Origin of the sequence: Streptomyces sp. NPDC001933, from assembly GCF_042890955.1 — a bacterium.
GTDB lineage: Bacteria > Actinomycetota > Actinomycetes > Streptomycetales > Streptomycetaceae > Streptomyces.
This window is the reverse complement of sequence record NZ_JBIASS010000034.1, coordinates 1-13,932: the sequence shown is the minus strand read 5'-3', so window position 1 is coordinate 13,932 and position 13,932 is coordinate 1. Positions and strand designations below refer to the sequence as shown.

The 13,932-nt window shown below is 70.1% G+C and carries 18 protein-coding genes and 1 pseudogene; 18 read left to right on the top strand and 1 reads right to left on the bottom strand.

The features are described 5' to 3' along the window. The first annotated feature begins 357 nt into the window (after positions 1-357). The 18 genes and pseudogenes from ACFYY7_RS40755 (at position 358) to ACFYY7_RS40670 (ending at position 12,478) form a co-directional block, all read left to right on the top strand. Positions 358-1,209: a hypothetical protein gene (locus ACFYY7_RS40755; RefSeq protein WP_388670025.1), complete on the top strand. Its 852-nt coding sequence runs from the start codon at positions 358-360 to the stop codon at positions 1,207-1,209. Between the two features lie 86 nt (positions 1,210-1,295). After that, positions 1,296-1,892, top strand: coding sequence for a WhiB family transcriptional regulator (locus ACFYY7_RS40750; RefSeq protein WP_388670022.1), 597 nt, complete (start codon positions 1,296-1,298; stop codon positions 1,890-1,892). Positions 1,893-2,073: 181 nt separating this feature from the next. Continuing rightward, a complete protein-coding gene (locus ACFYY7_RS40745) occupies positions 2,074-2,352 on the top strand; it encodes a hypothetical protein (protein ID WP_388670019.1) in 279 nt (92 codons plus the stop codon). Further along, positions 2,349-2,486, top strand: coding sequence for a hypothetical protein (locus ACFYY7_RS40740; protein ID WP_388670016.1), 138 nt, complete (start codon positions 2,349-2,351; stop codon positions 2,484-2,486). The genes ACFYY7_RS40745 and ACFYY7_RS40740 overlap by 4 nt, the downstream gene beginning before the upstream one ends. A gap of 152 nt (positions 2,487-2,638) precedes the next feature. After that, positions 2,639-3,022, top strand: coding sequence for a hypothetical protein (locus ACFYY7_RS40735; protein ID WP_388670013.1), 384 nt, complete (start codon positions 2,639-2,641; stop codon positions 3,020-3,022). A gap of 79 nt (positions 3,023-3,101) precedes the next feature. Next, a complete protein-coding gene (locus ACFYY7_RS40730; protein WP_388670011.1) occupies positions 3,102-4,238 on the top strand; it encodes a hypothetical protein in 1,137 nt (378 codons plus the stop codon). 281 nt (positions 4,239-4,519) lie between these two features. Further along, the gene (locus tag ACFYY7_RS40725; protein ID WP_388670008.1) at positions 4,520-4,717 is read left to right on the top strand and encodes a hypothetical protein; all 198 of its coding nucleotides are present in this window, start codon (positions 4,520-4,522) and stop codon (positions 4,715-4,717) included. Between the two features lie 348 nt (positions 4,718-5,065). Beyond that, positions 5,066-5,884 (top strand): hypothetical protein, encoded by an 819-nt coding sequence (locus tag ACFYY7_RS40720; protein WP_388670005.1) that lies wholly within the window; start codon positions 5,066-5,068, stop codon positions 5,882-5,884. 2 nt (positions 5,885-5,886) lie between these two features. Further along, positions 5,887-6,393 carry a hypothetical protein gene (locus ACFYY7_RS40715; RefSeq protein WP_388670002.1) on the top strand — a complete coding sequence of 169 codons (507 nt, stop codon included), beginning with the start codon at positions 5,887-5,889 and terminating at the stop codon, positions 6,391-6,393. Between the two features lie 152 nt (positions 6,394-6,545). Next, positions 6,546-8,867 (top strand): hypothetical protein, encoded by a 2,322-nt coding sequence (locus tag ACFYY7_RS40710; RefSeq protein WP_388669999.1) that lies wholly within the window; start codon positions 6,546-6,548, stop codon positions 8,865-8,867. 222 nt (positions 8,868-9,089) lie between these two features. Beyond that, entirely contained in the window at positions 9,090-9,431 is a 342-nt protein-coding gene (locus tag ACFYY7_RS40705) for a hypothetical protein (RefSeq protein ID WP_388669996.1), read from the top strand. A gap of 70 nt (positions 9,432-9,501) precedes the next feature. Continuing rightward, a complete protein-coding gene (locus ACFYY7_RS40700; protein WP_388669993.1) occupies positions 9,502-9,702 on the top strand; it encodes a hypothetical protein in 201 nt (66 codons plus the stop codon). 34 nt (positions 9,703-9,736) lie between these two features. Then, on the top strand, positions 9,737-9,859 hold the full coding sequence (locus ACFYY7_RS40695; protein WP_388669990.1) for a hypothetical protein: 123 nt from the start codon (positions 9,737-9,739) through the stop codon (positions 9,857-9,859). Between the two features lie 329 nt (positions 9,860-10,188). Then, a pseudogene (locus tag ACFYY7_RS40690) lies at positions 10,189-10,380 on the top strand (GGDEF domain-containing protein); the annotation flags it as partial. Further along, positions 10,377-10,757 carry a hypothetical protein gene (locus ACFYY7_RS40685; protein WP_388669988.1) on the top strand — a complete coding sequence of 127 codons (381 nt, stop codon included), beginning with the start codon at positions 10,377-10,379 and terminating at the stop codon, positions 10,755-10,757. The pseudogene ACFYY7_RS40690 and the gene ACFYY7_RS40685, both read left to right, overlap by 4 nt. A 359-nt stretch (positions 10,758-11,116) precedes the next feature. Then, on the top strand, positions 11,117-11,263 hold the full coding sequence (locus tag ACFYY7_RS40680; RefSeq protein WP_388669985.1) for a hypothetical protein: 147 nt from the start codon (positions 11,117-11,119) through the stop codon (positions 11,261-11,263). A gap of 115 nt (positions 11,264-11,378) precedes the next feature. Beyond that, on the top strand, positions 11,379-11,825 hold the full coding sequence (locus tag ACFYY7_RS40675; protein WP_388669982.1) for a hypothetical protein: 447 nt from the start codon (positions 11,379-11,381) through the stop codon (positions 11,823-11,825). Next, the gene (locus ACFYY7_RS40670) at positions 11,822-12,478 is read left to right on the top strand and encodes a hypothetical protein (RefSeq protein WP_388669979.1); all 657 of its coding nucleotides are present in this window, start codon (positions 11,822-11,824) and stop codon (positions 12,476-12,478) included. Before ACFYY7_RS40675 ends, ACFYY7_RS40670 begins: the two co-directional genes overlap by 4 nt. A 516-nt stretch (positions 12,479-12,994) precedes the next feature. On the opposite strand, the gene ACFYY7_RS40665 is transcribed toward ACFYY7_RS40670, so the two are convergent. Next, on the bottom strand, positions 12,995-13,932 hold a 938-nt coding region (locus ACFYY7_RS40665), incomplete at its 5' end, for a hypothetical protein (RefSeq protein WP_388669976.1).

Genomic DNA, 13,932 nt, shown 5'->3' with positions numbered 1-13,932 from the left:
CGGAAGTAGTTGACGGGGTGTCGTGAGAGCCCTACTGTCGGTTCCAGCTTCCGATAGGAAGTGGCAACGGCTCTCCACAGTCGAGCCGTTGATGGTGTGTCACGTCTGTTTCACACGCAGGGCATGCCAGCACTGAGTACCGCACCACAGCAGGAGCCCTTGCCCCGAAGAGGGGGAGGGCCGGGGTCGATAGCTCCACCAAATCCCCCGGATCGGTCCCCTGACCGAGCGCTCCCGTGCACGTCGCAGCGCTGATGCGCTGTCCGGCCTCCAGGACCGCCGACCTACGTCGTGCGCCTGGCGGTCGGAGAGCCCACCGCGGCGCACCTCTCTTCCCTCCAACACGAGGAGCCCCTGATGACCACGGCATCCGCGCAGCCCGAGGCCCGTAAGCGCCGCCGGAAGACACGTACGAAGAACGTCAGTACCCTTCTGCCGATCGTTGCCTCCGAGCTCAAGATCAACGACATCGACCTGACGCCCGGCAAGGAGCACCTGCGCTGCCCCAGCTGCGAGCGGTGGACCCCGATCACCGGCATGCTCGGCGCTCCGAAACTCGTACCGCATCCCACCAAGCGCTACCGCAGCACCGAGTCACGCCGCTGTCTCAACAGCAACCGCCGAGTCACCCTCGACGTCGACGTCAACGCCTGGCGCACTGAGCTAGTCGAGGCGGCCCCGACCACAGTGTCCCGCCGTGCGACCAAGGTGTTACCCAAGCCCAAGGCAACGACAGTCCCGGCTCCTGTACACAAACTCGCCGACAGCCGTGAACAGCAGGTTGCCCCCGCCGGCACCAGGCTGCTCCCGCTGCTGGATCGGGCCCGCCGCGCGGTCATCGCACACCGCGCTACGTGCACGACGTGCGGGGCTGGCGGTCGGTGCGGCACGGGCCGCGAACTGGAGATTGCGCTTCGCGAGTTCGAGGCAACCGCTGTCCTCGCCCGCGAGCAGCAGGCCCTCACGGACCGGACTGTGGCCGCGCAGCGCCGTGTTGAGGAGCGGGAGCAGGCTCGTGTGCATCAGTGGTCGTTGCGGCAGGCCCTCCCGAGGGTGGACCGGGCGACCCGAGCCCGTCACAACGTTCCGCGTCCCGAGGCCCGGTCGACGTCCCTCGTTGATGAGCACGAGCTCATCCGCCGCGCCGCCTCCTGGCCCGCTCCGACGCATGGCGGCCCCGGCCTGCCTCTCAAGCCCCTCCACATCTGACCACTCACGCGTGATGAGCCCCCAGGCACCTCGGCCTGGGGGCTCATCACGCTGCCCACACACAAGCCCACCACGGAAGGACAGCCATGACGCTCGACAGGATTTCGCCCGAGGCCGCCCGCCTCGCTCGCCGCCCCGTGCTCCAGGCCGCCGTCGCCGCCGGTGCCCGTTGCGGTGGCCGGATCGACCGCGCCTTGTTCAACCGCAACGACGGTCTGCCGCCCGCGATCTGGGCAGCGCAGCGGGCCAGTGCACAGCGGTTCTGCCAGAGCTGCCCAGTCCGTCCGGCGTGCGAGGAACTCGCACTGCGCGACGGGATTGGCGACCGGGCGAGCGACGGCCTGGTCCGCGGCGGCCGAACCGGGCAGGAACTGGCAGTCGACCGGGAGATCCGCCAGCCCGGCCGCCTCGCCGCCGCTGCCGCGGCCGACTGGCAGCACCTCCTGGAGCGCACCGCCGCGGCCCGCAGCGAGCGGTACACGCTCGCCTACACGATGAACGCCGGGCCGACTACGAAACAGGGCCTGTCGCGTGAGGCTGTCGAGCGGATCGGGGCGATGGTCATGCAGATCGCTGACCAGGGCAGGGCCTGGGACATCACTGTCTACAACGCGGCCGGTGCCGACAGCACCTTCGACTTCGTCTTTGCCCGAGAAGACGGAGGCCTCGTGGTCGCAGCTTGACCTGCTCCTGTTCTCCACGTCGTCCCCAGCCCGCCGCATCGCGGGCTGGTGGCGGCGTGGGGCTACAGGACCCCACCGTGCGCCGCCCCTGAATGGGGCGACCCCCGACACGGCGCTGAAGACGCCATATGTGCCGGGGGCCAGCACGGACCACAGCGACCTCTCACAGGAGCTGATCCGCATGACCATTATGGCAATTTCCCCACGTGCCGGGTGGTACGAGGACCAGGAGGAGAAGGACAACGACCTCGGCCCCATGCCCGACGAGACCGAGTTCCACCAGGTTGTCCAGCACCTTCTTGTCGACGGCGACGACCGCGCCCGGACGGCCGGCCGCCGCGCTCGCCGGACCTTCGCCGACATGGTCCCCGGCACGTACGACCGCCAGCCAGTCCTCCGCATGACCACCGCCGACATCGTCTTCAAGGCGAGCGAGCAGGCCAGGGGGTACGCCGCATGAGCGCCCTTGAGGACCAGCAGGCGGCAGCGGCCGCTGCCGCCGAGGCCGCGGCCAAGGCCGAGGAAGCCCGCCAGCAGGCCGAAGAAGCCCTTCAACGGCACGCCCAGTCGGTGCTCGGACTCAACGGCAAGTGAGCGCCCCGCGCCGCCCATGACACGGGACGGGCCACGAAGTCGTTGCCCATCCTGTGCTCTTTTCCCCGGCCGGCTGCCCACCCCAGGGGCAGCCGGCCTTTCGTGAAACCCCACTCCGGGCACAGACCCGACCCGATCTGAGGGAGACACACATGCACGCGCACACCCCCGACGCCGTCACGGTCGTCGCGCCGGTCACCTACCGGTGCGACGACTACGTCCTCTACCGCGACCCCGAGAAATTCTGGACGGGCAAGCCCGGCCACACGGTGGTCTGCCGGGTCGACGCGACCATCCCCTTCGCCAGCGGCGAGACCCGCTACACCCTGGCCCGCCTGGACAGCACCGGCGGTCTGATCAAGCTGGCCCGCTCCCCGTACATGCGGCTGCTGCCGCCGGCCGACGCGATGCACGACATCGACACCGCCCCGCTCGACACCGACACGGGCGCGGCCGACATGGCCCCGGCCGCCGTCGCCTGGCTCACCGCGCAGACCGTGACCGCCTCCCGGCGCCCGGAACTTCCCCATGCCTGACAGCCGCGGCCGGCTGATCCGCATCGCAGGTCGGCTGATGCCGGCCGCGATTTCACGCACCAGAAAGAAGGAGAGAGCGGTGGAGGAGAACAACAAGGACGACAAGGGCTGGGGCGGGAGGGTCACTTCGCGCGGGGTCGTGCTCACCGTTCTGGGGGTGGTCACGCTGGGCGTGGCCGTCCTGAGCGTGGCCGTGTCCTACGACATTCTCGAGCCGCGCTTCGGCGGGTGGGCCGTGCCGACCGTGGGCGCGCTGGACGCTCTGTGGGTGGTGTTCCAGGGCACGGAGATCCTGGCCGGGAACAACCGCCGCCGGGCCTGGCGGGTGCAGTACGCCGGTCTGGCTCTCACGGTCGTCAACGCGGCCATCCCGACGGCCGACCTGATCCTGTCCCGGTCCCAGCCGGGCATCGACCTGGCCGTGGTCCTCACGCCGATCGCGATCGTCTTCACCAAGCTCGCGTGGTGGATCGCCCTGCCGTCGCTCGGCCGAAAGGTGTCTGCCGGGACGCGGAAGTCCCTGGAGTCCAAGCGGCAGACGGTGGCGGACAAGCTGGAGGAGATGGAGGCGGAGGCCGCGCACCGCATCGAGCTCCTGGAACTGGCCGCCGCCCTGGAGAAGAAGGTGGCCAAGGCCGAGACCGCCTACCGCAAGGGCGTCCTCAAGGCGCAGCACACGATGACCGAGGAACTGCACGGCCAGGCCGAGACCACCGCGAAGACGGTCGCCGAGAAAGTTCTGCCGGCGTCCGTGGCGGCGATCCGTCTGCCGGAGCTCGGACAGTGGTCGGCGGCCGCCCCGGCGCTGCCCGGCACACCCGACGGCGACCGGCACGGCAGCGGCACGCAGGTCAGCGCGCTGCCGACCGGAACCGGCACACCGACCGGCACACCGGGTGTGCCGCCGTCCGGCACACCGGCACACCCGAGCGGCACACCTACCGTCACGCTCGCCGACCTCGCGGCCGTGTCGGGTGTGCCGGTCCCCGAGCCCGGCCGGCCGCTGACCGACGAGCAGCTGGACGTGGTCCTGCGGCACCTGCGCTACGCGGACGACCCGCCGCGCTCCTACCGGCAGGCCCGCGATGCGTTCCGACGCGCCGGTTTCGTCGGCAGTGAGGCGCGGGTGCGTATCGCGTTCGGCGCGCTGCTGGCCCAGGAGGACGGCGGCGAGAACTTCGAGGACGAGGAGGAGTCCGAGGACACGAGCGCCTGACCACCGTCCGGCACCACCAGTGAGGGCCAGCCCGCATCCGTGCGGACTGGCCCTCGCTGCGACTGCCGGAAACAGCACGCAGTCGACCCGGCGCAGACCCGGCGAGCGACCCGGCGAGCGGAGCCACGGCTTCGCAGACCCGGCGAGCAGACCCGGCGAGCACCGCCATCAGCACACGGCCCGCCGGCCAGACCGGCAGACCGAGCCGCTCCCGGCCCGCTTTCCAGGGCCTGGCCAGGAGCGGCCCTCACCCCCAACACGACGTCAGGAGTGGAATCACCATGGCCTTTTTCGGCCTGATCGGCAACGACCAGAAGCTCGCACAGCAGTACGGCGGCGAGTCCGCGAGCGACAAGGCGGCCCGTAAGCGCCGCGAAGGCCACCACCGCAACGCGAGGGCGGCGGACAGGCAGGGCCAGGCGTGGGAAGCCTCCGAGCGCTCCCGCCAGGACCGCGGCGGCTGGTGGCGCACCCGCTGACCTGCCCGCCCGCACCTCACCTACACGTTTCCGCGGGGCCGCACCGGATGCCGGTGCGGCCCCGCGGCCTCATCTCCTTGGAGTATTCGTGCTGTTCGCCTGCCTGCACATTCGCCGTCCGCGCCGTCTGCGTCACCTGCGGCGCCTCGCCGCCCCGGGTGCCACTGTCACCCGTTTCCCGGGGCGTCTCGGGCCCGCTGCGAAGCCCGTTGCCGCGCTGCCCTTGCCCTGCGGTTTCCACTCCGTTCTCACCACGGATCCCGCCGCCCCGGTGGGTGCCCCGGACCTGGATGAGATGACGGTGCGTGCCTGGCTTTACGGGCAGGTGGCATCGGGCCGGGTGGCATCGTGACGGACACGACCGCCAGGCCCCTCCAGGACACGGCGGACGAGCCGTCCACAGAGTGGCCCGGTGCCGTCGACGGGGGCTGCTGCGCGACCTGCCCGATCCGCCAGGGCTGCGCGCTCGCGGCCGAGACGTACGTCGTGTGCCCCATCACCGGCACCGTCCCGCCCCCTGCCCCTCCAAGCCGTGTCCCCGACCAGCACAACGGCGCAGACCTCTTCGCCGCGAAGACCACCGACGAGGCCGACATCGACACCGCGGTTGACGGGGCGGGTGCCGAGCAGGGCGGGCGTGCGGGCCCGGACTGGACGGACGTCGCCGGGCGCGCCGCTGAGGGTGTGGCCGCTGCTGCTCTGGGGGTCGGCTGGATCGACATCGCGACGGGTCTGATCGAGCGGTTCAACCGTGAGGACGCGGACGGTAATCCGGTCGACTGGGGGCGTCTGCAGCTCAAGCGCAACGGCCTCGCGATCCTGGCGGTCACCCTGGTGCCGCTGGGCGACCGCACGGCCGCCCAGTGGGTCGCCCATGTCCTCGACACCCACACGCTGACCGACGCGATGCTCGGGCCCGTGGGTGTCGCCTTCGGCGTCATTGCCCCGGTCCTCGTGGGCCAGGTCGTCCCCGGCCCCTTCGGCGCGATCTGCAGGGTCCTGGTGAAGACGGCCGCCCTCGTCGGCGGGACCGTCTGGCAGGCCGCCCGGAAGATTCTGTCCTCGGGCCTGGGCTGGATCGTCACCCGCCCCGTCATCTGGGCCATCCCCTGCGGCCTGATCGTCCTCACCGGCCGCTACTTCCTCCGCCTCTTCACTGGAGCCTGACCATGAACCTCTTCGACAACCCGGTCGCCAACGGGAGCTTCGGCACCATCGCTTTCGGCGCGATCGCCCTCGTCCTGATCATCGCCGGCTTCAAGTTCAACGTTCTCAGGGACAAGAAGACCGTGTTCCTCGTGGCCCTCGCGGTCCTGGCCGTCACCGTGAACTCCGCCGGCCTGCTCGGCGGCGGCGCCGGAGCCATGCGGGTGGGCATGAACATCGCGGGCGAGCAGGCCATCAAGGGCCTCGCCGGAGCCCAGAGCCCGGCCAACCCGCCCACCACCCACGTCACCCCCGTCAACGCGTTCGGGGCGCTGCTGGGCATCTGCATCCTGGTCTGGTTCCTCGTGAAGTCCTACGCATCCAACTGGAGGCCGAAGGACTGGCGGGAAATGGCCGGCGGGACGCTGATCGGTATCTCCGCGGGCAGCGGCGTCGGCTTCCTCGGAATCGCCCTCAACTCCGCTGTTCTGATCAGCAACAACGTCGGTTTCTGGGTCTTCGGCGGATAGGCGCCGGGCCGTGATGGTCCCCCACACCCCCGCCACCGCGGGCGTGTGGCGGGCCACCCCGGCCCGAAACCACCCCCAGCCACCCCCGGACCGGCCCCACCGAGGCCCGGTCCCCTTCGCGCTGTTCCGAACGACCCCCGCATGGAGGAGAAATGAGCACCACCCACCCCACCCACGGCCAGGTGGAACCGTACGAAGGCGAATACGTCTGGGCCGAAATCGTCGACGACGAAGACCCCGGCCCCCGGCAAAACGACCAGGAGCAGGACCAGCAGCGCGGGAACGCCGCTCACCGCGCTGCGAGCACCAGGCGCAGCATTGCCCTCTACGCCGCTGTCGCGGCCCGTTACGTGGCCGGGCAGACCGGTCCTGGCCTGCGTCATGGGTGGGCGGCCACTGTCCACTGGACGACCCTGGGTTCCATGTCGGACGAGGAGATCCGCCGACGCCTGGTCAAGGCGCATCTCGACGTCTACACCGCGCAGCGCGAGGACACGACCGCCGACATAAAGCGGCTGAACAAGCGGGCCCAGAAGCTGGCCCGTGAGGCCGTCGACTTCGGTCTCACCCCCCAGGAGGCGGCCCGGCTGAAGAACACGCACGCCGAGCTCAAGCTGAAGGCCCGCGCGGGCACCGCGCTGGGGCGGATTCCGTTCCAGACCGAGCTGCTGCAGCCCACGCCCGACCAGGTCCGCCGCTACCGCACCGTGCGCAGCCTGGGCCGGTTCGCCGGGGTCATCGTCCCCACGAGTGCCGCAGCCCTCGCCCTGGTCCTCGCCGCACCCACCGTCGGTCTCCTGGCCCTGCCGGTCCTGGCCGGGGCCGCCTGGTGGCTCGGCCACCACCCCCTTGCCCTCACCGAACGCGCCCTGCCCGCCGACCTCGTCGGACCACCCGAACTCGAACCCGTTGCCAGCAGCGCCCAGAACAGCTCCGACGCAACCACCGAACCCGCACCCGAGACCGTGGACCTGACGTCGTTCCCGGTCCGCGACGTCACGACCGTGGAACAGGCCGAGGAAGCGCTGCGCCGCGCGATCCTTCACGAAGGCGGCGACATCGAGGCCGTCACCGACGGTACGAAGGAGCCGTGGGGCTGGTCCGCACGCGTCTCCTTCAAGACCGGAAGCCCTGACGACCTCAACGAGTCCCAGGCCTACCGGAACCTGATCACCCTGCTGAAGCTCCGCCGCAACGGCTTGCTGATCGAGTCGGATCCGGAGCACGGTGGCAGTTGCACGGTCCGGATGATCCTGACCGATCCGTTCACTCCCGAGCTGGTCGGGCCGGTCCCCTACCGGGCGCCGCTGTCCGCATCGATCACCGACATGTTCGACTTCGGTGTCGCCATGGACGCCACCCCGCTCACGTTCTCGCTGGCCGGGCTGATGCTGCTCATGGTCGCCGACTCCGGCGGCGGCAAGAGCGGCGTCATGCTCGCCGCCGCCGAGGCCGTCACCTCCACCCGCGACGCCGTCATCCTCAACCTCGACCCCGTCGGCACCGGGGTCGGCGACCTCGGGCCGGCCATCACCCTGACCGCGTGCATGGACGACGACCTCATCATCGCCGTCCTCGAGTTCCTCCTGGCCTGGTGCTCCGCCCGGGCCCGGCAGCGCGCCGCCTACGGCTGGGGCAACAAATGGAAGGTCAGCCCCGAACACCCCGCGATCTGCGCGTTCGTCGACGAGTGGCCCCAGCTCTCCCCCACCGCCAAGGCCCTGCTGATCAAGCTGCTGCTCCTGGGCCGCAAGGAAGCGATCTGGGTCTACGGCGGCAGCCAGTTCGGCACGAAGGACTACCTCGGGGAGGCCATCGGCCCCAAGCTCGCCGCCAAGCTCCTGGGCGCCTGTCGGCGGGTCGACGTCACCGAACTCCTCGGCGCCGGAGCCGTCGCCGAGGGGTACCGGGCAGACCTGCTCCGCGCGGCCACCCACACCGCCCGCAATGACGCCGGCCAGATCTACGGCGTCGGCCTGCCCGGCATGTCCAACCGCCCGATCCGCTACCAGGTCCGCGAAATCGACGCCGAACAAGCCGCCCGGCTCGGCGCCGAACGCGCCGCCGCCGGCCTGCCCGACCTTACCCACACCCTCACCGAAGCCGGACTCCTCGACGCCTGGAATGAACTCCGCGATGCCTGCAATGCACCCGCCGGAACGGGCACCGAGACCCGGCCCGAGGCACCCGGAATCCTCCGAACCCTGCGCGAAGTATTCGTTCACGAGAGCAACCCGGAGCACCTGACCATCGGCCAGATCCACGACCACCTCCGCAAGGACGACCCCGGGCGGTGGGGGCAGTGGGACGACCGCGAGGACCGCATCCGTCTCGGAATGGTCGCCCGGACCCTGCAGAAGGAACTCGCCGACGCAGACGTCGAGCTGGAATCCACCCGGCTGTCCGACGTGAAGGGCAAGCCCACCGTCTACCTCCTGGAGGACATCGAGGCGGCCCTCACCGCATTCGACTGACCCCGCCCAAGAGGTTGTCCCGACCTTGTCTGCCGGTTGTCTCGACCTTGTCCGCGGACAAGGTCGAGACAACCGGCAGACAACCTCCAAGACAACTTCTGACCTGCGAAGACAAGCCAGACAACCAAATCTGCACCACCCCCCTCCCCGGGCCCTGCACCCCCTCCCCAGCCCCTTTCAAGGGAGGGGGGTGCAGGGCCTGCGTCAGCAGAAGGAAACACGTTGCGCCGCTACCTCTACCGCTGCCCCCTCTGCCGCACCACCAGCCCCGTCCGCTTCAGCCCGCCGGAGATCGGCGCGGAGGGCGAGTACCACCGCCAGGCACTCCACGGTGGCCACTATCCCGATGGGGAGACGACCGGCGAGGTCGACCGGCGCGGACGCTGGTACACCGACCTCGGCATACTCGCCTCCCTCCAGACACGTCTCGGCGACACGTTCGCGGACCTTCGCGATCCGAAAGGCACCGGCGGCCGGATCTGGGCCGACGCGCTGGCCTGGCTCACCCTCACCACCGGCGCGGCCACCGTCCTGTGGACCACCACCGCAGTGCTCCAGCCCTGACACCACACCCGCCCACCCGCCGCCCGCCACGCCGTGGTTCGGGCGGCGGCCACAGCTGATGGAGAAGCCCGTGAACCGCCCCGCTCTGCCCGCCCCGAAGCCCCTGACGATCGTCGTCGACGAAGCCGCCGCAGCCCTGCGCACCCACCCCGAAGCAGCCCGCCTAACCGCCGCTCTGATGCGGCAGGGCCGCCGCCCCAGCCCGGAACGCACCGACCCGATCCCGCGCCGTCAGGCCACCAGCCCGGCCGAGCTCGGCACCGAGAACTGACCGGGCAGCGGGCGGCCAGCCCACGGAGACCCACATGCCCCACATCTCCACACCGGCCTGCCCGGTGCACGACCCTCACCCCGCACCCGCCACCGACGGCCAGCACATCACCGTCTACTGCGGCGCCTGGTTCCCCATGGGCCACGGCTGCCAGTAACCCCCACTCCCATCCGCGCCCGCCGCGCCCACCACGGACGGCGGGCACAGCTTTGCCCCGACCCGCAGACCACGGAGGGACCCGTCGTGATCACTGCCCACCCGCGCAAGACCGGCCGGCCTCGCCGGCAGGCCATCCTCGCCGACACCCAGCGCCGCACCGGCCGCTGACGGAAGGACCAGAAGCATGACCTATCAGCAGCTCCCCGATCCTGCCGTCACCGACAAGGAGCGCCACCGTACGCAGCGAGGCTGAGCAGTTGTTCGCCCGCCCCGACCCGGTGGAGCGCCGCCAGCTCGCGTCGGTTCTCCGAGTGGTTCTGGACGCACGGCGCCGCCACCCCGGCCGCTGTCGCTGGCTGCGACTTGCCGACCTTGATGCGTGCTGCGGATGCGGCGATGTACGAGGGCAAACACACCGGCGACATCGTCCGGGCCCGCCCCGACCATGCGCGCGTTCCGAGCGTCAACGGCCGTCGGGCCGGCCGCCCGGGCACCGCAGTACGGGGGCGGGCCGCATGACACCGAGCCCGCTCATCGAAGGCGACTGGATCCGCGGCATCACGATCCGTCAGCCCTGGGCGACCTGCATCCTGACCGGCGCCAAAACCATTGAGAACCGGCCCCGCCCGTGGAAGCCGGGCCGGGTACTGCTGCACGCGGGCCAGAGCACCGACCGAGCCGCCCTGCACACCCCGCTGGTCGCCCGCACGATCCGCGGCCGCGACCTGGCGGCCGGCGCCGTGATCGGCATCGCCCGGATCATCGACTGCCACCAGGACCCGGCCGGCTCCCAGCCCTGCACCGAGTGGGCACAACCCGATCGATGGCACCTCGTGCTTACGGACGTCCAGGAACTCGCCCTGCCGATTCCCGCCCGCGGGCAGCTCGGCCCCTGAAAACCCACCGAGGACCTGATCGGGCAGGTGCTCCAGCAACTGCCCGACCTGCGGCCATGACCCGTACCCGAAGCAAGAAGCCGCCGTTGGAGCCGGGCCTGGTCCCGGCCCCGGCGGCCTCCTCGACTGGCGCGAAACCAGCACTTCGACCACTGGCAGGACCGCCCCTGCGCACTGTGCGAGCAGCCCACGCCAATGCGCTCCCACTCGGGGGAGCCCGTCCATAAAGCGTGTGCTGAGAACTGGATCGCCGCGAATCCCACCGAGGCCCGCCTCGGCCGGTTCGCGTCCGACGTTCAGCCCAAGAGCCAGCGCGACGACGACCACGCCTGAACCCCTCCTACTGGGAGGCCCTCGTCATGAGCAGCACTCCGCAGCACGACACCGACCCCGCCTATCCCGAGCCGCCCGCCTCCCCGCTCTGGCACCGGCACGGCCCAAAGCCTGTGCCTCTCACGCCCGAGCAGCAGCGGCGCAACCGCGAGCTCCTCGCGCAGGCCAGCTGAAGAGTCCCGGCATCACCAAGTACCGCTGATACCACCGAGCGCCACCCAGATCTCCCCGACCAGGCTCGGCGCTCCGGCCGTCCCCACCCTTCCCCAGAGAACCGGAGGCACATCTGTGCGCCCGACCCACCCGATCCGCCTGATCTCGTTCGGCTACCTGCACCTGCCCACCTGCCCGGACGGCTCTCTCGTTCCGCCCGCCGCCGACCGGATCGAAGACGTCCGCGACCGGCTCCGCGACCCGGCCGCTGCCCGCGACATCCTCGACCTCGACGGCTTCCACCCCCGCGTCCAGGCCGTCGTCCTGGGTACCCCCGGCGCCCGCGAGCTGCTCGCCAACCTCACCGACTACGCGACCCTGCCCGTCGGCCCCCGCCGCATCGCCATCGGATGCGCAGGCGGGAGGCACAGGGCATGCGGCCTCACCGAACTCCTTGCCCAAGCGCTTCACGACTGCGGCCGCGAAGTCGAAGTCGAGCACCTGCACGCCCACCTGCCACGCGTCCTCAAGACGCCCGCCGGCCCCCGCCCCGCCAACCCAGAGCAGGAGACCGCCCGATGATCCGCCGTATGTTCCGCCGCTGCGGCACCGTGCCCAGCACTGTCCTCGCCCCCGAGGACCAGGCCGTGGTCGACGCTTTTCGCGCGATGCTCGCCGCCCTCCGCTCTCCGGAGCCCTGGACATCCGGCCGCTGCCAGGACATCGCCGTACGCGTCGGCCCCTTCATCGAGAGGGCTCATACCCGGCCCGGCGACAACCACGGACCCGACATCATCGCCGTCGCCCTGCAACACCCCGGCGGTTCGTACTCGCCCTGCGGTGAGCGCTACCGAAAGCCGGGCTGGCTGCGCTGCGAAACAGCCACCATCCTCGGTGTATGGGATCCGGCCTACGCGCCACTCACCCACGCCGCAGCAGGCCTGGACCTCCCCGACAGCATCGGCATGGAACCCGCGCATTACGCCATCTACGTCGAAGCCCGCAAGCCCGACGGCAAGGGCTACACCCTGCTCCGACTCGGCCCGTACACTCAGACCGGGCACACCTCCCAAGACGCCGGCCGTCTCACCGCCGCGTTGGAGGGGCGGGAGACAACGGTCGTCCCCGGATTCAGGGTTACCGCGCGGTCCGCGCCGTTCGACGTCAGTGACCACCAACTGTTCAGCGACCCGTACGAGGCCGATGCCGTAGCGCTTTTGGCCGCCGCCGTGTAACCGCAGCCAGCCACTCCAACCCGACGAAGACAATGCGCCCGCGACCTGAGCAACCTGACACGCACGGCTGAAACGCAAGAAGGCCCGTACTCCCTGCGAGCACCTTCGCGGGGAGTACGGGCCTTCTTGCGTTTCAGGGCCACCTCTTTCCTACGCGATAGCCGGAGGGAAGAGGCCTGCTCAGAGTGTGTACCTGGGCTGTTCCAGCCGTTCCATCGACAGACAGGGCTCGCCCGCGGTGCCAGCAAGCGGCCCGGTGGCCGGCCTTCGCTCGCTGCTACGACCGTCGGACGAACGGCCAACAGCCCCCACGTGTGCGGCGGCGCGGCGGGGCAATCGGCCGTGGCGGTGTGGAGGGCCGGGGCGGCAGAGGTGGGTGTGCCGGGGGTGCGGGCTCAGGGGGTACCGCTTGAGTTCTGTGGATCACCCGCAGCAAGGAGGAGTGAGTCAGCGTGGGCCCGTGCTCCGGCCCACGATCTCCGCCTTGGCCCCATAGTCCTAGCCCAAACACCAGGGTTATGTCTCGCTCCATCCCATGTCGTGCCGTGCTTGCTTGACGGCGCGGGCAGTGGGGGCGATGAAGGCGTGCAGAAGGTGGAGCGCTCCATCGCACTGCTCACCGACAGCGGCGATGTCGCGGTGGCGGCGGCCGCGGGTGCCCTTGCCGGATGGGTCTACGAGGTCGAGTTCGTGGACAACTTCGTGTCGGGCATCGAAGAAGGGCTGGTGGCTCTTGAGTATCGAGCTGTCCAGAGCGGGGTCACTCTTCAGTCCGAGTGCGTTGCGGCACTTGGCGAGATCCTCAGCGCCCTGGATGCTCGAATCCGTGAGGTCTTTGACGTAGAGATCGATAAGGGCGGCGCGTGGGTCGATGTTGACGACGGCCTTCTTGGTGGCCTCGGTTACCTTGTCCTTGAGGCGCTCGGACATGAAATGGCTGACAAAGGCTCCGTGTGCTGGTCCCTCGGTAAAAAGCAGGGTGTGCAGGGAATCACGTAGCAAGGTGCGCAGGCAGGCATCGATGCCTGCCGCAGTGAAGACGATGGCGGCGCGCGCCTGATCGCGGTGTGTCTCGGAGATCGCGCCGCGCATGTCGTCCTGGGCGGCACGCAGATCGTTGAGCGTGGTGAACAGTCCAGAGACGGCTGCGTGGGTGGCGACCAAGCGGGACCAGCTGCGCTGGATCTGGGACTGCTGCACGGATAAGTGACACCTGACCTGGCTTGCTGAGAGGCGGCCTGGAAGGATGTTGCAGTGCCCAAGCCGTATCCGAAGGAGTTCCGCGAGGACGTCGTGCGGGTCGCGCGCAACCGTGAACCCGGCGTCACGCTGGAACAGATCGCGAAGAGCCGGTGCTCGATCTTGTTCCAGTGTGTCCTGAATGCAGAGGGGAATTCGATGTAGGAAGAATTTCTTGAAGCAGTGCTGCGTGACCGATGAAGGATTGGCCCTTC